The sequence below is a fragment of the Weizmannia acidilactici genome, assembly GCF_008974225.1.
Classification (GTDB): Bacteria; Bacillota; Bacilli; order Bacillales; family Bacillaceae_C; genus Weizmannia; species Weizmannia acidilactici.
Genome location: NZ_BKZR01000010.1, coordinates 1 through 20658 on the forward strand (window position 1 = coordinate 1; position 20658 = coordinate 20658).

A 20658-nucleotide genomic window follows, 5' to 3' on the forward strand; every position below is an offset into this window, starting at 1 on the left:
TAAGGATCAATCATTCGCCGTCTCGTTGCGACAGCGAAATTCATTTTATCATAACAACAAAACACTGTCAACAACTTTTTTGTCACCCACTGCTTGTTAACCCTTGTTTAGCAGCGTCATTTATTAATCTATCAACTTTTGATTCTGGTGTCAACGATTTTTTTGTGAAAAGATTTTTCAAACATTTCATCCGTCTGTCTGGTTTTAGTGAATGAAACACGGACTTTTCAAATTAGTTTAATAGTTTTCTGATTTTAAATCCCGTATACTATAAATAAAGTAAATTACAAGATTTGGAGGAAAATCAAATGGCAGCTTCACACATTCAGGCCGTTATTTTCGATTTGGATGGCGTCATAACAGATACTGCAGAATACCATTACCTAGCATGGAAGAAGCTGGCCGATGAGCTAAATATTCCGTTTAACCGCAATTTCAACGAAGCGCTCAAAGGCGTCAGCCGCATGGATTCTTTAAAGAAAATCATCAGCCGCGCACAGCCGGCCCCGTCTTTTTCAGAAGATGAACTCAACCGGTTGGCGGACCGTAAAAATGAATACTATAAAGAATACATCCAACAAATTACCCCTGATGATTTGCTGCCGGGCATTACAGATTTAATGAAGGAAATTAAACAAAAAGGGATTAAAATCGGGCTGGCCTCCGCAAGTAAAAATGCAATGGTGGTGCTCGAAAAACTGGGCATTACTTCCTTTTTCGACGGCATTGTAGATGCAGCTACGATTGAGCACGGAAAGCCGGATCCGGAAATCTTTCTAGCAGCTGCCCGCCAGCTTCATGCCGAATCTGCCTCGTGCGTCGGGATTGAAGATGCGGAAGCGGGCATTCAGGCCATTAAAGCGGCTGGAATGTTTGCTGTCGGTATCGGCACAGCTGATAAAATGAAGGAGGCAGGTCTCCGGGTAGAAGGAACACAAAAGCTTTCGTTTATAAAAATTGAAAGCGCATATCTTTTAAAAAACAAGGAATGAGCGTGTATGGTTACCATATCTGATGTAGCCAAACGGGCACATGTTTCAAAAATGACTGTATCGCGGGTCATTAACCACCCCGAACAGGTCACCGATGATTTAAAAAAATTGGTTTATGAAGCGATGGAACAGTTAAATTACGTGCCGAATTATGCGGCGCGCGCCCTGGTGTCGAACCGCACCCAGGTGATCAAGTTCCTGATTTTAGAAGAAATGGATACGACCGAACCTTATTATATGAACTTATTGGCCGGCATTGCCAAGGAATTAGACCGGAACCACTATTCGCTCCAGCTTGTTACGCGAAAATCGAAGGATATCGGCCAATGCGACGGCGTGATTGCCACAGGCGTCCGCAGTTACGATTACGATACGATCTTAAAAGAATTCTCGAAGCCGCTTATTTTGTTCGGTCAAAATGACAGGGGTTTTGATTTTATTGATGTAAACAATGAAAAAGGGACGCGGCTTTTGACCGAGCATGTGATCAACCTGGGGTTTGAAAAAATCTATTTTTTCGGAATTGATCTGCAAGAATCTTTCATGTTTGCAAGGCAGAAAGGTTATTTGGACACTGTTGAATCATACGGATTACCGCGGCATTTGTACAGGATCAAAAACAGCTCGAGCGCAGCCCAGAAAAAAGCGAAAGAAATCTTGTCCAATTGGAATGAAAAATGTGCATTTATCTGTGCGAGTGACCGGATTGCACTGGGGGTGATCAGAGCCGCGCAGTCGTTGCAGTTACTGATTCCCGGACAGGTCGCGGTTACGGGATTTGGCGGCGTTTTTCTTGACCGGATTTCTTCACCCCGTATTACAACAGTGCGCCAGCCGGTTGTTGAAATGGGGGAAGCCTGCGCACGCATGCTTTTGAAAAAAATCCGGGAAAACGGCAAGGCGCAGGGGCACCAGTTTTTCGAACCCGAACTGCTCATCCGTCCGTCAACAGTCCATGAATAGAGCAGCCTCTAAAACAGGCTGCTTCTTTTTTTATTCCTGCGAACAAGGCATCTTCGCTCAATTGTAGGCCCGGGCCAGCGGATTTCTTGCCCGTCTCCAGCCCACTTCCCCGTCGTGTTTCCTTTATCCCGGCCGAAGACTATGAACCCCGTATGCCACTGAGCGATGCGCCCTCTGCTTTTTCTATTTTGTTAACGTTAACATTGATAAAAAATTTGTTCTTCGTGAAGGGGTGATGGTACGTTGAAAGGGGATAGAGTAAATTGGAGGTGAGTGGCTTTGGCAGATGCGTGGTGGAAAAAAGCAATCATTTACCAGGTTTATCCGCGCAGTTTTAAAGATTCGAACGGGGACGGGATCGGCGATATCCCGGGGATCGTAGAGAAACTTGATTATATCCGCGATCTCGGGGTGACGGCCATCTGGCTGAATCCGATTTTCGAGTCGCCGCACGTCGACAACGGATACGATGTCAGCAACTACAGAAAAATTGACCCTGTATTCGGTACGATGGAAGACGTTGAAAACTTAATCAGAGAAGCGAAAAAACGCGGGTTGAAGATCATTTTGGACCTTGTGCTGAACCATACATCGGACTGTCATCCGTTGTTTGAAGCTGCACGGAAAAGCAAGGACAATCCGTACAGGGATTATTATATTTGGCATGATCCAGTGGACGGCCATGAACCGACGAATTGGGCAAGTTTCTTTGGCGGAAGCACGTGGTCATATGATGAACAGACCAGACAGTATTATTTTCATTTATTCAGTGACACGATGCCGGACCTGAACTGGGAAAACAAAAAAGTGCGCGAAGAAATGGCCAAAATCGCCCTGTACTGGTTGGATAAAGGCATTGACGGGTTCCGGCTTGATGCGGTCATTCATATGGCGAAAGACACCCGTTTCCTTTCTGTCAACACCGAAAATGCGGATGAAAAATTTGTACCCGCCGAACAATATTTCGCCAACCTCCCGCGTGTCCATGAGTATATCCGTGAATTCAACCGTACGATTAAAAAAGCGTATCCCGATGCGTTTTTAATCGGGGAAACGGCCTCCGCCGACACAAAGCTCGCCCGGCTGTATTCCGACCCAAGCCGTGAAGAATGCGATGCCATCATCACCTTTCATTATTTAGGGTTTGACACGGAAGCAAAAAATCCAAACATCCCGCAAAACTGGCAGCAGGGAAAATGGGATTTGCTTGCTTTCAAAAAGGTAATGGCGAAGTGGCAGAAAGATTTATACAGAAAGGGATTGAATTCACTCTACTGGAATAATCATGATATGCCGCGGCTCTTGTCGCGCTTCGGGGATAAAGGTCGGTACCGGGAAAAAAGCGCAAAAATGCTCGCCACTTTAATGTATTTGCAGTGGGGCGTGCCAATTTTGCTGCAAGGCGAAGAAATCGGCATGGTGAATTTGAAACTGCCGCTCCTCGAAGACTATGAAGACCCAAGCATCCGGGGGCTCATTCCGGTTGCCAAAAAAGCCGGCTATACAGAAGCGGAAATTTTACAAATGGTGCAAAAGCGCTCAAAAGATACATCAAGGGGTGCGATGCAATGGAACAGTGAACCATACGGCGGCTTTTCTACATATGCTCCATGGCTTGGCATCAATGAAGATTACCGCACCGTCAACGTTGCCTCACAGGAAAAAGACACGGATTCCGTCCTGTATTATTACCGGAAGTTGCTGAAATTGAAAAAATCAATGACCGTTTTTACAGCCGGCAGTTGGGAAACGCTGGCCGGGAATGATCCGAATATTTATGCTTATTTGCGCACGTATAAAGACAGGCGTGCAATGGTGGTCTGCAACACATCAAAAAAGCGGCAAACTTTCACCTGTCCGGAGCTGGCCCGTTTTAAATGGGAATGCCTGCTCAATAATAACGGCTACCAAGCTGAAATTCCAAGCAAACTGGTGCTGCTGCCTTATGAATGTTTTGTTTTGCTTCAAAAACAATAACCAAAACGAGGAGGAACAAACATGGAGTTAGCGGGAATTTTTCACCAGCCGTTCACAGATGCGTATGTATACGACAAGGAAACGATGCATCTTAAGCTGCGCACGAAAAAAGGGGACATTGCCAACGTTCTGCTCGTTTGGGGCGATCCTTACTTATTCAAAAAAAATAAAGACGGGGAATATCGCTGGCAGTCCGAACGCCTTGGAATGAAAAAAGTTGTCGAAACAGAAGCACATGATTACTGGTTTGCGGAAGTAAAACCGCCGCACCGCCGCGTGCAGTACGCCTTTTTACTCACCGGAACGGACGGCAAAGACATTTTTTACGGCGGCCGCGGCTTTTATCCGCCGAATGAAGATACACTGAATGTACCCGATTATTATTTTAAATTTCCGTTTATGCATGAAACGGATATGTTCAAGGCGCCGGACTGGGTGAAGTCGACCGTTTGGTACCAAATTTTCCCGGAACGATTTGCAAACGGGAACCCGGACATCTCCCCCAAAAATGTCTTGCCGTGGGGAAGTAAAGAACCTGGCGTAAATGACTTTTTCGGCGGGGACTTGCAGGGGATTATCGACCATTTGGATTATTTGAGCAACCTTGGCATTAACGGAATTTATTTGACGCCGATCTTTGAAGCGCCGTCCAACCATAAATATGATACGTTTGACTACTTTACAATTGACCCGCATTTCGGAGACAAGGAAACATTCCGCAAGCTTGTAGAAAAAGCGCACAAACGCGGGATCCGGATTATGCTCGATGCCGTTTTCAATCATATCGGGAAAAACTCGAATCAATGGCAGGATGTGCTGGAAAACGGGGAAAACTCCCGCTACAAGGACTGGTTCCACATCCACTCTTTCCCGGTCCGCGAAGGAGATAACGGCAATATCGACGGGCACGATACGCTGTCCTTCGATACGTTTGCTTTTACAACGAGCATGCCGAAGCTCAATACGGCCAACCCGGAAGTGCAAAAATATCTGCTTGATATCGCCACCTATTGGATCCGCGAATTTGATATTGACGGCTGGCGCCTTGATGTGGCCAATGAAGTCGACCATACATTCTGGAAAAAATTCCGTCATGCGGTCGTGAAAGAAAAACCGGATATTTTTATTCTCGGCGAAATATGGCATGATTCATGGCCGTGGCTTTTGGGCGACGAGTTCCATTCAGTCATGAATTATCCGTTCACGCAGACGATCATTGAATATTTTGTGGATGAAAAAATATCTGCCGAAAAAATGATGCATAGCATCAATCAGCATTTTATGCATTATATGCAGTCGAACAACGAAGTCATGTTCAATATGCTCGACAGCCACGACACACCGAGGATTTTGACAAAATGCGGCGGCGATAAACAAAAAGTAAAGCTTGCCCTGGCTTTTACGTTCGCGCATACCGGATCTCCGTGCATTTATTACGGCACGGAAGTCGGGATTGACGGCGGCGGCGACCCACTCTGCCGGAAATGCATGGTGTGGGAAGAAGATAAACAGGACCGCGATATGCTTGCCTTTACAAAAAAACTGATCCGGTTCCGTAAAGACTATCAGCCGACATTGACATACGGCGATTTGATCTGGCTGAAAACCGACAACGATAAACAAGTTGTCTGCTTCTTGCGGAAAGACAAAAACCGCACGCTGCTGTTTGCCTTTAACCGGTCGGATGCGGAACAGTCCATTCCGTGGGACGATCTGAAGGTAAAAAATTCGGATTCCGCCAAAAACATTTGGGAAAACAAACCGGTTCAAGCCAGCGCACTTGTGCTCCCTCCTATGCAATTCACGATTTTGGAAATATCTGATTAACCTCTCCTCCCTGCCCGGTCCGTTGGCAGGGGTTCATATATTTTGTTAACGGTAACAGAAAAATTAGCATTGTAAACGTTTTCTGCCGTCAACTATAATGGGGTTGTAATAAAAAAAGGGAGGTTAAGAAAGTGAAAGTGTTAAAGAAGCTGTTTGTGCTCACACTTGTTTTTGGCGTCATCATGGCGCTGGCCGCATGCGGAGGATCGAAAAAAACAAACAGCAGTTCCTCTTCAGACAGCGGCGGCAAAAAGACGCTCACTGTTTCCGTTGAAGACCAATACGCAGACTATATTAACAGTATTAAAGGAGATTTTGAAAAACAAAACAATGTCACTGTAAAAGTCGTGAAAAAGCCGATGTTTGACCAGCTCGAAGCACTTCCGCTCGACGGCCCGGCAGGAAAAGCGCCGGATGTCATGCTCGCTTCTTATGACCGGATCGGCGGGCTCGGCCAGCAGGGGCATCTGCTTGAGCTCAGCAAAAAAGATGTCAGTGCATTTGACGCAAAAGACCAGCGCCAAGTCACCATCGATAACAAAGTATACGGCGTGCCGTTTGTCATCGAAACGCTCGTACTCTATTACAATAAAGATCTAATCTCTTCTCCTCCAAAAACTTTTTCTGACCTCGAAAAACTGGCAAAAGACAACAAATATGCTTTTAAATCCGAACCAGGCAAAAATACCGGATTTCTTGTGAAATGGACGGATTTCTACTATGCATACGGACTGTTGGCGGGTTACGGCGGTTATGTCTTCGGGGATAACGGTACGAATATAAAAGATATCGGCTTAAATAATGAAGGTTCCGTGAAAGCCATCACCTATGCGACACACTGGTTCCAGGATATTTGGCCTAAGGGTATGAAAGACACCAAAAGCTCCGGCGACTTTGTAACGGAAGAATTCTCTAAAGGCAAAGCGGCAGCTGTTATTGACGGACCATGGTCGGCGGCCAATTACACGAAAGCAAAAGTGAATTACGGGGTAGCGCCGATCCCGACGCTTCCAAACGGCAAAGAATATCAAGCATTCGGCGGCGGAAAAGGATGGGTGGCTTCCAACTATACAAAAGAACCGAAACTGGCGGAAAAATGGATCAAATATGTAACGAATGCCGAAAACGACTACAAGTTCTTTGAAAAATATAATGAAATTCCGGCAAATCCAACGGCACGCGAAAAAGCAGCAAGCACAAATAACGAATTGGCAAAAGCAGTCGCCGAACAATATAAATCGGCCCAGCCGATGCCAAATATCCCGGAAATGGCCGAAGTTTGGACAGGCATGGAATCGACAATGTATGACGCCGCTGTCGGCAAGAAAACACCGAAACAGGCAGCCGATGCAGCCGTTAAAACCATTAAAGACAATATTGCCCAGAAGTATTCTAATAAGTAAAAACCACAATCCATTTCCAGGTGGGGATTTTTCTCCACCTGGTTTTCAAAATAACGAAGATCAATATAGAAATGAGGCAACAATAAATGGAAATCCAAGAAAATAAGCTGAAGAATGTTCGTAAAGCCGGCTTATATTCCCTGATTCCAGGCCTTGGCCAGTTTTACAATAGGCAGCCCTTTAAAGGCATACTCTTCCTGGCAATATTTCTCCTATTTGCCTTCCAAATGGCCATTGCCGGCATTCCAGCTTTAACCGGTTTTATCACATTAGGGTCAACGCCGCGGGTGGACCATTCGCTGTTTCTGCTCATTAAAGGTTCCCTGCAAATTATTTTGATTTTGGTATTTCTTGCATTTTATTTATTGAACATATATGACGCCCGGCGCGTCGCCGCAATATGGAACATGAAAGGAACAGCCAACACCTCGGCCCTCGCCATTTTAAAAAATGCTTGGGAAGCGGGTTTCCCTTATTTATTAACGATTCCGGCATATGTCACCATGACGTTTGTCATCATTTTTCCCGTACTTGTGACTTTATTCACAGCTTTTACCAACTACGATTTTTATCATATTCCGCCATTTCGGCTGATTGACTGGGTCGGCCTAAAAAACTTCTTAAATATTTTTTCTCTCGGTTCCTACCGCGCAACTTTTACAAGTGTGCTCAGCTGGACAATCATTTGGACTTTATGCGCCACAACCGGCCAGATCGTGCTCGGCATATTGACAGCGATTGTTGTCAACCAGGATTTCATTAAAGGAAAAAGGTTGTTCCGGGTCATCTTTTTACTGCCGTGGGCCGTACCGGCATTCATTACCATCATGAGTTTTTCCAATATTTTTAACGACAGCATCGGCGCCATTAATGCTCAGGTCATTCCAACGATCAACCACCTGCTGTTTACAGATATTCCCGCCATTTCCTGGAAAACAGATCCGTTTTGGACGAAAGTGGCTCTAATCATGATCCAGACATGGCTCGGCTTCCCGTATATTTATGTGATGGTTACGGGCGTTTTGCAGTCGATACCGGGGGATTTATATGAAGCGGCACGGATTGACGGCGCAAACTTCTGGCAAAAGTTCCGGAGGATTACGTTGCCGATGATCCTTTTTGCAACCGCGCCGGTCCTGATTACCCAGTACACTTTTAATTTTAATAACTTCTCTATTATCTATCTCTTTAATAATGGCGGACCGGGCAGTGTCGGCGCAGGTGCCGGGTCAACCGATATTTTAATCTCCTGGATTTATAAACTGACAACCGGCACCTCTCCGCAATATGCCATGGCAGCCGCAATTACGTTAATGATTTCGTTCATCGTAATTGCTGTCTCCCTGATCGCTTTTAAGAAAACGAACGCATTTGGCAATGAGGAGATGATGTAACATGAAAGAATTAATGAAAAACCAAAAATTTACCCGCTTTTGGAACCGGTTTTTCACTTATGCGTTTTTAATCCTTTTAAGCGTGATCATCATTTATCCATTGCTGATCACCGCTTCCTCGGCTTTCAAAGAATCGAATATCGTTTCTTTCCAGTTGGATTTACATTCCAACTGGACGCTGGATAATTTCCGCCAGCTGTTTACGAACACGCTATATCCGGAATGGTATAAAAATACGCTCATTATCGCGGTGGCCACAATGGTACTGCAAGTCGTGATCGTAACGCTTGCCGGTTATACTTACAGCCGCTACCGCTTTAAAGGCAGAAAATACAGCTTAGTCTTTTTCCTGATCATCCAAATGGTCCCGACAATGGCCGCGTTAACTGCATTCTATGTGTTGGCAAACATTTTAAATGCGCTGGATACTTATTGGTTTTTAACCCTGCTTTATGTCGGCGGCGGGATCCCGATGAATACATGGCTGATGAAAGGATATTTCGATACCGTGCCGCGCGATTTGGATGAATCGGCAAGGATCGACGGCGCCGGGCATTTAAGGGTGTTCTGGCAAATCGTGCTCCCGCTCGTGAAACCGATGCTCGCCGTCCAGGCGCTTTGGGCATTCATGGGGCCTTTCGGGGATTACCTGCTGGCAAAATTTTTACTGCGGATGCCGGAACATTTAACGGTTGCGGTCGGCCTGCAGCAATTTATTTCCAATCCGACACAGCAAAAAGTGGCACTGTTTGCCGCAGGCGCCATTTTAGCTGCCCTGCCGATTTGTATCTTGTTTTTCTTCCTGCAGAAAAACTTTGTGTCCGGGCTGACTTCGGGCGGCACAAAAGGGTAATGGCTGTGCCTTGATGAATATTTTAATAAAGTGTGGGATTGTAAATGGAACAGATTCAAAGATTCCCTGCCAACTATTTTGCAAATATTTTTTCACCGGCAAAAATGTTTCAGCACAGGGGCGAGCTGGGCTGGTTGAAAATCACGCTCGTGTTTCTCTTCTTAAACGCCTGCCTGGTCGCTCCGTTCTCGCTGTCTTTTGCCCGAGCGGAAAGCTTCGATTTAAGCCGAATTGCGCCGCATTTAAACCAGGCAGTCCAGACCGGTTATACCGGCCCGGCTGTCGGCATTTCTTTCAAAAACGGCGCCCTTCAAGCCGAACCGGCCTATGAAACGGCCCACGGAAATACGATCATCACCATTGGTCCAAACAAGGCAATTGCCGTTTCAGGGGATCGTTATCATAAGAAAGTAGCGCATTACAAAAACGCCCTAATTTTTCAAAAACACCGGCTGATCCTGGCCGATGAAAACGGGTTTGGCTTTTCAGTACGTTATCCGGACGGCCAGGCTGATAAAATGATCCGCAACGGGAACGGCCTTGCCGCTTTTGCAGCAGAACTCTGGTTCCGGCAGTATAAAGTCATCCTGGTTCCGCTTGTTTCATGTTTGATTTTGGCCATGCTTTTCTTCAGCAATTTTATTTTGATGGGGGCGGTTTCCCTCATTCTGTGGATGACGAAATTTTCGAGTTTTTCCGGCATCCGGACATTGAAACAGGCCGCATCCATAACAGTATTTGCAGCAGGCATCCCTTCGATTGCAGCCATGCTTGCCGGTTTTGCAGGCGCCAATATTACAGCGCTGTTGATGATCCAATCTTTAGGGATTGTTCTTGTCATTGCTTTTATCTTTTTCAAAACAAAGTTTCTGGCAGAAGAGAATTTGGATTAATAAGATGTTGATAAGGAGGCTCTCATATGTATTACAACCAGCTTTTCGATGTAGATGAATGGACATTAAAAACAACGCAGCTCCACCGGGAACATATCCGGCTGCAGGAAAGTATCACCTCTTTAGGGAACGGCTATATGGGCATGCGCGGCAATTTCGAAGAGTCCTATTCCGGCTGCCATCACCAGGGCACTTATATTGCAGGGGTGTGGTTTCCAGATAAAACAAGAGTCGGTTGGTGGAAAATCGGCTATCCGGATTACTTCGGCAAAGTCATCAACACCATCAATCTTGTCGGCTTGCACGTTTGGATTGACAAAGAAGAAATCGACCTGTTTCTCGACCCGCTCGAACAATTTCAGCTTGAACTCGATATGAAAAAAGCAGTTTTGCGTCATTCCTACATTGTCGAAAAGTCCGGCAAAAAAGTAAAAATCGAATTTGAACGTTTTTTCAGCATCGTTCATAAAGAAATTGCCGCCATCCGGTTCCGCGCAACCAATCTCGGAAAACCGGCTGTCATCACACTGATGCCGTATTTGGACGGAAACGTAAAAAATGAAGACGCGAATTATGACGATATGTTTTGGGCGGAAATCCATTCCGAGGTGGACGAGAAGCGGGCTGCCGTTGTCACCGAAACGATTGAAAACCCGTTTGGCATCCCGCGCTTTACCGTTGCGGCGGCAATGGGCTGTCAAACGGGAGCAACCCGGACTTCCCATAAAGCGGAACCCCTTTACGCGGAGCAGGTGTATGAAAAAGAGCTGGGGGAAAATGAGTCTTTCGGTTTAGATAAAATCGTGTCCGTCACTACAAGCCGGGACTATGAAAAAGATACGCTGCTGCCCCGTGCTTACGAATTGCTCGGCGAGGCATTGGAGAGCGGATACGATGAACTGTTCCAGGAACATGCGGCAGCATGGCAGAAACGGTGGGAAAAAGCCGATGTTCGCATTTCCGGGGACTCGGAAGCCCAGCAAGGCATCCGCTTCAACCTGTTCCAGCTTTTCTCGACCTATTACGGGGACGATCCGCGCTTAAACATCGGCCCGAAAGGTTTTACAGGTGAAAAATACGGGGGCGCTACCTATTGGGATACGGAAGCGTATGCCGTGCCGATGTATCTCTCCGTCGCGCCGCCGCAAGTCACTAGGAATCTGCTGCTCTACCGGTATCATCAGCTCCCGCAGGCGTACGAAAACGCGAAAAAACTCGGGCTCAAAGGTGCTTTATATCCAATGGTGACGTTCACCGGGATCGAATGTCATAACGAATGGGAAATTACATTTGAAGAAATCCACCGCAACGGCGCCATTGCGTATGCGATTTATAATTATGTCAATTATACCGGAGACAAGGAATACATCAGCCAGTACGGCATTGATGTCCTTGTCGGGATCAGCCGGTTTTTTGCCGACCGCGTCCATTTCTCGGAACGGAAGCAAAAATACATGATCCACGGCGTGACCGGCCCGAATGAATATGAAAACAACGTGAACAACAACTGGTACACAAACCGGATCGCGGTCTGGACGCTGAAATATACAATCGCCTCCCTCGATGATGCCGGCAATGAAAAAGCAAAAGCGCTCAATATTACGGAAGAGGAACTGGCGCATTGGCAGGATATCATTGACCGGATGTATTTTCCGTACGATGAAAAACTCGGAATTTTCCTGCAGCAAGATGGTTTTTTGGATAAACCGATCCAACCGGTCAGCGCCATTCCGAAAGAAGATCTGCCGCTCAACCAGCATTGGTCATGGGACCGTATCCTGCGCTCCTGCTACATCAAGCAGGCTGACGTGCTGCAAGGCTTTTATTTCTTCAATGATGAGTTTACAATGGAAGAAAAGCGGCGCCACTTTGAATTTTACGAACCGTTAACCGTCCATGAATCGAGTCTTTCCCCTTGCGTCCATGCCATTTTGGCGGCCGAACTCAGGAAAGAGGACAAAGCGGTGGAACTGTATAAACGGACATCCCGTCTTGATTTGGATAACTATAATCATGACACAGAAGACGGGCTGCATATTACGTCGATGACCGGAAGCTGGCTTGCGATTGTCCATGGTTTCGCCGGCATGCGCACATTCCATGAAACCTTGTCTTTCGCGCCGTTTTTGCCGAAAGAATGGGACGAGTACGCGTTTAAAATCAATTACCGCCACCGCCTGCTGGAAGTAAAAGTGAACAAAAAGCACGTATCGGTTTCATTACTTGAGGGGGAACCGCTCGAACTGAAGTTATATGGAGAATTCATCCATTTAACAAATACGTACACGAAGGAGTATGAGTGGTCATGACAGAATGGTGGAAACAGGCAGTTGTATACCAAATCTACCCACGCAGCTTCTATGATACAAACGGCGACGGAATCGGCGATTTGCAGGGGATTATTGAAAAGCTGGATTATTTAAAAGAACTTGGGATTGACTGCATTTGGATCAGCCCGGTGTACGACTCCCCGCACGACGACAATGGCTACGACATCCGCGACTACCGTAAGATCGACAAAATGTTCGGGACAAACGAAGACATGGACCGGCTGCTTGCCGAGGCACACGCGCGCGGCATTAAAATTGTGATGGACCTCGTCGTCAACCATACATCCGACGAACATGCCTGGTTTGTCGAAAGCCGGAAATCAAAAGATAACCCGTACCGCGACTTTTATTTCTGGAAAGAACCGAATCCGGACGGCGCGCCGCCGAATAACTGGGGGTCAATGTTTTCCGGCTCGGCCTGGGAATATGATGAAAAAACCGGGCAGTACTACCTGCACTATTTTACAAAGAAACAGCCCGATTTAAACTGGGAAAACGAAAAAGTGCGCAAAGAAGTTTATGATATGATGAAGTTTTGGATGGACAAAGGCGTGGACGGCTGGCGTATGGATGTCATCGGTTCCATATCGAAATTCCTGGATTTCCCGGACTACGAGCTCCCTAAAGGCCAAAAATACGGCATCGGCAAGTACCATGCAAACGGTCCGCGCCTCCATGAATTCATCCAGGAAATGAACCGCGAAGTGCTGTCGAAATACGACTGCATGACTGTCGGTGAAGCGATCGGATCCGATGTTGAGATCGCCAAAAAGTATACCGGTGCCGACCGCCATGAACTGAACATGATTTTCAACTTTGAACATATGGATGCCGATACAAAACCGGGCAGCCCGGCCGGCAAATGGGCCTTGAAACCTTTTAATCTTGTTGAATTAAAGCAAACGCTCTCCCGCTGGCAGTATGCACTTTCGGATACCGGCTGGAACGCGCTGTATTTTGAAAACCACGACCAGGCGCGTGTCGTATCGCGGTGGGGAAATGATACAAAATACCGCGTTGAGTGCGCCAAAGCGTTTGCCACGATTTTGCACGGGTTAAAAGGAACGCCTTATGTTTACCAGGGTGAAGAGATCGGGATGGTGAACGCTGATTTAAAACTGGAAGAATATGACGATGTCGAAATCCGGAACGCCTACAAAGAACTCGTTTTGGAAAATCAAATCATGACGGAAGACGAGTTTTTAACAGCCGTCCGGAAAAAAGGGCGAGACAATGCGCGGACGCCGATGCAGTGGGACGACAGCCCGAACGCCGGCTTTACAACCGGAACGCCGTGGCTGAAGGTGAATTCGCGCTACCCGGAAATTAACGTGGCAAAAGCACTCGCAGATCCGAACTCGATCTTTTATTACTATCAATCTCTGATCAAGCTGCGCCATACATACGATGTGTTTGTCGACGGCCGGTATGAACTGCTGCTGCCGGACCATCCGCATTTGTACGTGTATACACGGGAAAATGGGTCAGAGAAATTACTCGTTGCCGCCAATATCAGCGAGAATACGGTAAGCTTTGAAAAACCGGAGGGGAACTGGAAATTGCTGCTTGGAAACTATGACGATACGGAAAGCAGCACACTGTTCCGCCCATACGAAGCCGGGATTTATTATATGGAGAAATAAACGAGGGGGGCTGTTCCTGAAATATGATTGGAGCAGCCCCTTTCATATTCTTAAAAACATTCCGGTATTGTTTTTAGAAAACGATTGATGCGACCCATGACCTTTTCGGGATGTATAAAATGAACAAATCGGTCTTTATAAGCCCTCTTAGGACCCCTTTTGGGCAGTGCGCTTGACAAATCGGTTTTTATAAAGTACAAAAAAGTCAAATGCTTGAACAAAAATATCTTAAGAAAAAGGGCTGCCCATGCAAAAACAGCCCTTTCCCTTGATCAAGCCGTAATGGCTTTTACAACTTCCTCAAGCTGCATACCCCGGGAAGCTTTTACCAAAATCAGATCATTTACTTCAATTTTATCTTTCAAAACGGCAATCATTTCCTCCTTGTCTTCAAATGGAAAGACACGCCCGTCCGGAAAATTAGCGGCTTCCGCGATATGTCTGCCCAATTTTCCGTATGTAAAGACAAGATCAATTTTCCCGGGGTTTAACTCGCGGCCGACTTCCTTGTGAAATTCCGCTTCCCTTTCCCCAAGTTCCAGCATATCGCCGAGTACCAGGATTCTCCGCCCCGCCCCTTCAAATTGTTCAATGAGCCGGATGGCGGCACGCATCGATGTCGGGCTGGCATTATACGCATCATTGATGACTTTCGAACCCTTTATCCCTTCTGCCATTTCCATCCGCATTGCCGTGAGCCTCGTTTTCTGCAGGCCTTCGTGGATTGCCCCGAAGCCCATTCCGAACTCGCGGCCCGCTAGGATGGCAGCAAGAGAATTGATCACGTTATATTCGCCCAATACAGGCAGATAAAATTCCGTGTCTCCGGAGGCATTTGTCCGAAATGTGCTTCCGGCGTCTTCCCGTCTGATTCCGATCGGATAAAGATCGTTCGCAACCCCCTTTCCGAACGTTGTTGTCCGGATCCCCGCAAGCTTCGGTACACGTTCTTGTAAAAGCGGCTCATCACCCATATAAATCAGGAGGCCGTTTTCTGGCAGGCCTTCCGCAATCTCAAGCTTCGCATCGGCAATGGCCTCCCGCGAACCGAGATTTTGGATATGGGCCTCGCCGATATTCGTAATAATGGCTGCATCCGGGCGGGCAATATGTGTCAAAAGAGAAATTTCCCCTTTTGCACTCATGCCCATTTCCACAACAGCCATTTCGGTATCCTCATCCAAAGACAGGATCGTTAAAGGCAGGCCCTGATGGTTGTTAAAATTCCCTTCGGTTTTTTGCACTTTATATTTTTGAGCCAAAACAGACGCGACCATATCTTTTGTCGTTGTCTTGCCGTTGCTGCCTGTAATGCCGACCACTTTGGCCCGTAATTGCCGGCGGTAACTTGCCGCCAGTTCCTGCAAGCTTTTCTCAACGTCTTCCACAATGATGAGCGGAAGATGCGCCGGCGGATCCGGCATGTCTTTTTGCCAGAGCGATGCAGCTGCGCCTTTTCGGATTGCATCTTTGACAAACTTGTGCCCGTCCGCATTTCGTCCCCGCAGCGGCACGTATAAATTGCCTTTTTCGATCTTGCGTGTATCGATGCAAACGCCTTGTACAAGCGTTTCGTTGTTTTTCAGTGCTTCTTGATTCTCAACATGGATCATGCCTGTAATTTCCCGGATTGTCCGCCTGATCATCCTGTTTGATTCCTCCTTCTTTCGCCTAAAAACAGAACGGGAACCATGCTGCCATGGTTCCATTGATGTTACAATGTGTATTTAATCTGCTGTTTTTCCGCATGCCGTTCAAGCGCCAGCTCAATGAGTTTTTCGATCAATTGCGGATAATCGAGGCCCGAGTGCTTCCACAAAAGCGGGAACATACTGAACGGCGTAAATCCCGGCATCGTGTTGACTTCATTGATCATTACCCGGTTTTCTTTCGTTACGAAGAAATCAGCGCGTACCAGCCCGGAGCAGTCCAGCGCTTTAAAAGCGGTAATGGCCGCCTCGGTTAATTTTTTGTACACTTCTTCGGAAATGTCGGCCGGAATGATTAACGCCGTGTCTCCGTCTTCATATTTTGCTTTGTAATCGTAAAAATTTTTTTTAGAAACAATTTCGCCGGCAACCGAACATTTCGGATCGTCATTCCCAATGACGCCCAATTCAATTTCACGGGCCGTGACGCCTTCTTCTATGATGATTTTCCGGTCATACTGAAAAGCTTCTTTGAAAGCCGCTTCGAGTTCTTCACGATTCGTGCATTTGCTGATGCCGACGCTGGAACCGAGATTGGCCGGCTTGACAAAGCAAGGATATCCGGTTTTCTCTTCCACTTCACGGTAGCACGCTTCCGGTTTCTTTTCCCATATGCTGCGGATAAAAGAAACATATTTGACCTGATCAAGCCCGGCCTGCGCAAACAAGTTTTTCATGATCACTTTATCCATTCCCGCCGAAGAGGCAAGCACCCCGTTTCCGACATAAGGCAGATTCAGCAATTCGAGCATGCCCTGGACGGTTCCGTCTTCCCCATTCGGCCCGTGAAGCAGTGGAAAAATGACATCGTAGCCGCCCTGTTCCCCTTCTGACACAGAAGTTGACAGCGCATTTGGCGCCATCTTCTCTCCCCCATGGAATTCGAGCTGTTTGACTGTTTCAACCGGCCCTGTTAAAAGCGGCCCTTTTATCCAATTCCCTTCTGTTGTGATGAAGATCGGGTAAATGTCGTATTTTTGGTGGTCCAAGGCCTGTATCACTGCTTTCGCGGTTTGCAAGGACACTTGGTGTTCAGCGGATTTTCCGCCGTACAATAAGCAAATTTTCTTTTTCATTGTGCTCCTCCATATCAGTACGGAATAATTCTATTTTATCATTTTCACGTTTCCGGAGTGTGACAAAACTAAAATTTTTGGCCCGTTTCATTTTCTTCCCTATTGTATGGGAAAATGGACAATTTGTGTATTATATCGATGCCTTTTTTACAGTTTTCCCGAAAAACACAAAAAGAAAGCGTATACGTCCTCCGCTTTTCTTTTGTCCGGCTATTCGATTTTCCTTCTTATTCCCTGTACACGCCCGGCCCCCGCCCGTGTTTCCTTTATATTCGTTAGAGGCCGGGAAGTCCGTACGCCACTTGGCAAGACGCCTCCACTTTTCTTATTGTATCAATACTTTCCATTCCTGCATTTTGCGGTCGTAGACCATTTTTCCGTCTGTTGGTGTGCCGGAAATGGATTTGTATTCTTCGTGCATTTCATCCATATCATGAAAATCTCCGATCATCCAGAACGGGATTTCGATTTGCGCCCGGGTCTGCACGGCATATTCCATGGAAATCACAAGCCCTTCCTTCATTTTGTCGGAAAGCGGCAGCAGCACTTCCAAAGGGACGCGGGGCAGCGCTTTCCGCTTTTTCCTCCCGAACAAAAACGGCTTTTCCCCTTTGATTTCATTGATCCGCTGTGCAATGACATCACCGAGCATCACATAAAAATCGCGGAAAGAACGGAAATATGTCTTGCTGTAATAACCGTCATCCTGGGACAAATACACAAAATGGTTGTTCAGTTTCCGGTAAAAAGGCATGCGCAAATGATGCTTCATATGGCTTAAATACAGCAATTCCGCAATTTCGTACCCTTCCAGCAGATCGAGACCTTCTTCGTCCTCAAAATCGACCCAGCAGAAATCTCCATAGCTGTAAATGTCGTCTTCAACGAGGCGGCCGATGGTTTCTTCATTGGCATATTCAAACAACGTATGTAAATTCACAGTACCCAAATCAAACTGATGCCGGAGAAGAAGGATATTCGTTAAATTGGGGAAGGCATGATAAAATTCATAAAAAGAAATGCCGTGCGTTAAAACATAATGATTCACTTCATTCGCATGAACATATATGAGCTCCCTGTTGCCACCATGGTTTTTCAATATGTTTACCCCCGATTGTGCAAAACATGGACAAAGCCCGCCAGTAATGCAATCCTCATTTATCCATAATTTTATTTTACCAAATTTGGCAAAAAAATTGGATTTTTATTTCATCTGGATCCTATCCATACTTTAACCACCATTGAAAATTATAATGAATCTCCAACCAATAAAAAACCATTTTAACTTGTTTCACAGGCCTGGTTTCCGGCCGGCCGTCGCGCTTGCAGTTTATGGAAAAATCATTCAAAATAATGTATAGGAAAGACGTTACTGTTGCCGGCAAAATCCGTCAGAGGCGCCATCCCTGTTTCAAAAGCTTCGCCTTGTCTCCTTTCCAACTGTTTTGCCGGTTTTTCATATCTATTTTCGGGAACATTATTCGAAAAGAGTTCTGTTTCCTAAGGAGGTGCGTGTCTTGCCGTTATAAGGGGCAATGTAAAAGCGGGCGCCGCATTTTTACACCTCTTGAGCAGGACAAACCATGCTGACGACCAAATTAATCTTAATCGTATTATTAATAGGGGCAAATGCTTTTTTCGTTGCTTCTGAATTTTCGTTGGTAAGAGTACGGACATCAAGAATCGACCAGCTGATAGCGGAAGGCAATAAAAAAGCAGCCTCCGCCAAAAAAGTGATCACAAAGCTGGACAGCTACCTATCTACAACGCAATTAGGCATCACCGTCATTTCCCTTGTTCTTGGGTGGCTTGGGGAACCGACTTTGCGCGTAATTTTTAATCCGCTGCTGGATAAACTGCATGTGCCCCATACATTAAGCCATGTTGTGACATTTATTATTTCTTTTCTTATCATTACGTTTTTCAGCGTCGTTGTCGGGGAACTGGCGCCAAAAAATATTGCCATCCAAAAGGCGGAAGATATTGTGCTTTTTGTCGCGAAACCGCTGATCTTTTTTAACAAACTGATGTTTCCGTTTACCTGGACGCTGAACCAATCATCTCGGTTTGTCACAAAAGCGCTCGGATATGATATCACTTCCGACCACGAGATTACCCACTCTGAGGAAGAATTGCGCATCATCTTGTCGGAAAGTTTGAAAAGCGGCGAGATTAACCAGTCCGAATATAAATATGTAAACAATATTTTTGAATTCGACAACAGGATCGCCAAAGAAATTATGGTGCCGCGCACAGAGGTGGTCACTGTCGATAAAAGTGACCGGATTGAGGATCTCATCCAGCTTGCGCAAAAGGAAAAATATACGAGATACCCGGTTACGGACGGGGACAAAGACAACATCATAGGCGTGATTAACATGAAAGAAGTGCTGACCGATTATGTTGCCGCCCCCGAGGTGAGGAAAGACGCGTTGATTGATCCGTACATCAATCCAATTATCCATGTGATCGAAACCGTCCCGATTCAAGGGATTCTTGCCCGCATGCAAAAAGACAATACCCATATGGCGGTTTTATTGGATGAATATGGCGGCACTGCCGGGATTATTACCGTAGAGGATATTCTGGAAGAAATTGTCGGGGAGATCCGGGACGAGTTCGATACGGATGAGGTCCCGCTGATCCAAAAAGTCGGGGAGAATCATTATATTTTGGATGCCAAAGTCCTGATAGAAGATGTGAATGATCTTTTGGCGATTGGAATTTCCGATGAAGAAGTGGATACGATCGGCGGATGGCTGCTGACCCAAAAATATGATTTGAAAAAAGGCGATGTCGTTCCGTTCCAATCGTATGAGTTTAAAGTGGCAGACATGGAAGGTTCACACGTTCTTTATGTGGACGTCACAAAAAAACAGGAAGTAGCCCCCCAGTAAAACAGGGGGCTTTTTTGTCTGCTACGCGCCCCGTTACCGAGACGAATAGCGGGAAAGGAACCGCCATATGTTAAAATAAGATTGAATTTTTCTAATTTAAATTTATTTCTAACCATAACGTTTGACTGTACGGTCTTTTTCATCTATAATATACGTAATACGAGAATGCTTTTTTTCAGGGAATGAGGTGAAATCCGATGGGGTTGTGTACCGTATTGGGGAATTAGCATCCGTAGCTAATGTTTCAAAGCGGACAATCGACTATTATACCCGGCTCGGGCTGTTAAAACCAAAACGAACAGGTGCAAATTACCGCATATATGACCAGGAAGCCGTCGCTGACTTGAAATTTATAGAAGAGTGCAAAAAACGGCATCTTCCGCTTGAGGCGATCCGGACAAAACTGGAATACAGAAAAAGCGGCGAAATAAGCGAAAATGCACTGATACAGCAACTGAATCTCTTCTCCGAACAGCTGCAGCAGCTCAACATGGAACTGAAAGATTTTACTCCGAATTTGGAAAAACTGCCGGAAGAGCAAAAAGAAACATTGCGCAACCGGCTATCGAGGGATAGCCTGGCCCTGATCCAATCACTTTCCTCCCTTTTAAACAAGGAAGTGGTTTGGCATTGAAACTGGGATTGCATGAAATTGTACACTTATAGGAGGTGACTCCTGCCTCGTTCACCTTATGGGGCAG

At 46.2% G+C, this 20658-nt stretch carries 16 protein-coding genes; 13 read left to right on the forward strand and 3 right to left on the reverse strand.

Translation table 11 applies throughout. From position 1 onward, the window contains the following. From GBH70_RS16940 to GBH70_RS05240, 11 genes are all read left to right on the forward strand, one after another. Positions 1-215, forward strand: a 215-nt coding sequence (locus GBH70_RS16940) for a hypothetical protein (RefSeq protein WP_216643736.1), incomplete at its 5' end; no start/stop codon positions are given. A 93-nt stretch (positions 216-308) separates the two neighbouring features. Continuing rightward, on the forward strand, positions 309-992 hold the full coding sequence (gene pgmB, locus GBH70_RS05195) for a beta-phosphoglucomutase (protein WP_151680048.1): 684 nt from the start codon (positions 309-311) through the stop codon (positions 990-992). A 6-nt stretch (positions 993-998) separates the two neighbouring features. Next, positions 999-1955 carry a LacI family DNA-binding transcriptional regulator gene (locus tag GBH70_RS05200; protein ID WP_151680049.1) on the forward strand — a complete coding sequence of 319 codons (957 nt, stop codon included), beginning with the start codon at positions 999-1001 and terminating at the stop codon, positions 1953-1955. A gap of 279 nt (positions 1956-2234) precedes the next feature. Next, positions 2235-3932 (forward strand): glycoside hydrolase family 13 protein, encoded by a 1698-nt coding sequence (locus GBH70_RS05205; RefSeq protein ID WP_151680050.1) that lies wholly within the window; start codon positions 2235-2237, stop codon positions 3930-3932. A 21-nt stretch (positions 3933-3953) separates the two neighbouring features. Then, on the forward strand, positions 3954-5759 hold the full coding sequence (locus GBH70_RS05210) for an alpha-glycosidase (protein WP_151680051.1): 1806 nt from the start codon (positions 3954-3956) through the stop codon (positions 5757-5759). A 131-nt stretch (positions 5760-5890) separates the two neighbouring features. Continuing rightward, complete coding sequence (locus GBH70_RS05215) at positions 5891-7162, forward strand: extracellular solute-binding protein (RefSeq protein ID WP_151680052.1); 1272 nt, start codon at positions 5891-5893, stop codon at positions 7160-7162. Positions 7163-7248: 86 nt separating this feature from the next. Then, a complete protein-coding gene (locus GBH70_RS05220; protein ID WP_151680053.1) occupies positions 7249-8556 on the forward strand; it encodes a sugar ABC transporter permease in 1308 nt (435 codons plus the stop codon). A 1-nt stretch (position 8557) separates the two neighbouring features. Continuing rightward, on the forward strand, positions 8558-9409 hold the full coding sequence (locus GBH70_RS05225; RefSeq protein ID WP_151680054.1) for a sugar ABC transporter permease: 852 nt from the start codon (positions 8558-8560) through the stop codon (positions 9407-9409). 44 nt (positions 9410-9453) lie between these two features. Continuing rightward, positions 9454-10302 (forward strand): DUF1189 domain-containing protein, encoded by an 849-nt coding sequence (locus GBH70_RS05230; protein ID WP_151680055.1) that lies wholly within the window; start codon positions 9454-9456, stop codon positions 10300-10302. 26 nt (positions 10303-10328) lie between these two features. Continuing rightward, positions 10329-12611, forward strand: coding sequence for a maltose phosphorylase MdxK (gene mdxK / locus GBH70_RS05235; RefSeq protein WP_151680056.1), 2283 nt, complete (start codon positions 10329-10331; stop codon positions 12609-12611). Further along, positions 12608-14275, forward strand: coding sequence for a glycoside hydrolase family 13 protein (locus GBH70_RS05240; RefSeq protein WP_151680057.1), 1668 nt, complete (start codon positions 12608-12610; stop codon positions 14273-14275). Before mdxK ends, GBH70_RS05240 begins: the two co-directional genes overlap by 4 nt. A 272-nt stretch (positions 14276-14547) precedes the next feature. Here GBH70_RS05240 and GBH70_RS05245 read toward each other — a convergent pair whose 3' ends face one another. The 3 genes from GBH70_RS05245 to GBH70_RS05255 all read right to left on the reverse strand — a co-directional run bounded on the left by GBH70_RS05245 (position 14548) and on the right by GBH70_RS05255 (position 18159). After that, on the reverse strand, positions 14548-15921 hold the full coding sequence (locus tag GBH70_RS05245) for a UDP-N-acetylmuramoyl-tripeptide--D-alanyl-D-alanine ligase (protein WP_151680058.1): 1374 nt from the start codon (positions 15919-15921) through the stop codon (positions 14548-14550). A 68-nt stretch (positions 15922-15989) separates the two neighbouring features. Next, on the reverse strand, positions 15990-17060 hold the full coding sequence (locus tag GBH70_RS05250) for a D-alanine--D-alanine ligase (RefSeq protein ID WP_151680059.1): 1071 nt from the start codon (positions 17058-17060) through the stop codon (positions 15990-15992). A 325-nt stretch (positions 17061-17385) separates the two neighbouring features. Next, the gene (locus GBH70_RS05255; RefSeq protein WP_151680060.1) at positions 17386-18159 is read right to left on the reverse strand and encodes a hypothetical protein; all 774 of its coding nucleotides are present in this window, start codon (positions 18157-18159) and stop codon (positions 17386-17388) included. A gap of 484 nt (positions 18160-18643) precedes the next feature. Here GBH70_RS05255 and GBH70_RS05260 point away from each other — a divergent pair, with 484 nt between their 5' ends. Both GBH70_RS05260 and GBH70_RS05265 read left to right on the forward strand, forming a co-directional pair. Beyond that, entirely contained in the window at positions 18644-19957 is a 1314-nt protein-coding gene (locus GBH70_RS05260; RefSeq protein WP_151680061.1) for a hemolysin family protein, read from the forward strand. Positions 19958-20162: 205 nt separating this feature from the next. Then, on the forward strand, positions 20163-20591 hold the full coding sequence (locus GBH70_RS05265; RefSeq protein ID WP_151680122.1) for a MerR family transcriptional regulator: 429 nt from the start codon (positions 20163-20165) through the stop codon (positions 20589-20591). The last annotated feature ends 67 nt before the right edge of the window (positions 20592-20658 follow it).

Bases quoted from the DNA above. Each gene is read 5' to 3' on its own strand.
- pgmB (WP_151680048.1), top strand. From the start codon at position 309: ATGGCAGCTTCACACATTCAGGCCGTTATTTTCGATTTGGATGGCGTC.
- GBH70_RS05200 (WP_151680049.1), top strand. From the start codon at position 999: ATGGTTACCATATCTGATGTAGCCAAACGGGCACATGTTTCAAAAATG.
- GBH70_RS05210 (WP_151680051.1), top strand. From the start codon at position 3,954: ATGGAGTTAGCGGGAATTTTTCACCAGCCGTTCACAGATGCGTATGTA.
- GBH70_RS05220 (WP_151680053.1), top strand. From the start codon at position 7,249: ATGGAAATCCAAGAAAATAAGCTGAAGAATGTTCGTAAAGCCGGCTTA.
- GBH70_RS05225 (WP_151680054.1), top strand. From the start codon at position 8,558: ATGAAAGAATTAATGAAAAACCAAAAATTTACCCGCTTTTGGAACCGG.
- GBH70_RS05230 (WP_151680055.1), top strand. From the start codon at position 9,454: ATGGAACAGATTCAAAGATTCCCTGCCAACTATTTTGCAAATATTTTT.
- mdxK (WP_151680056.1), top strand. From the start codon at position 10,329: ATGTATTACAACCAGCTTTTCGATGTAGATGAATGGACATTAAAAACA.
- GBH70_RS05240 (WP_151680057.1), top strand. From the start codon at position 12,608: ATGACAGAATGGTGGAAACAGGCAGTTGTATACCAAATCTACCCACGC.
- GBH70_RS05245 (WP_151680058.1), bottom strand. From the start codon at position 15,921: ATGATCAGGCGGACAATCCGGGAAATTACAGGCATGATCCATGTTGAG.
- GBH70_RS05250 (WP_151680059.1), bottom strand. From the start codon at position 17,060: ATGAAAAAGAAAATTTGCTTATTGTACGGCGGAAAATCCGCTGAACAC.
- GBH70_RS05260 (WP_151680061.1), top strand. From the start codon at position 18,644: ATGCTGACGACCAAATTAATCTTAATCGTATTATTAATAGGGGCAAAT.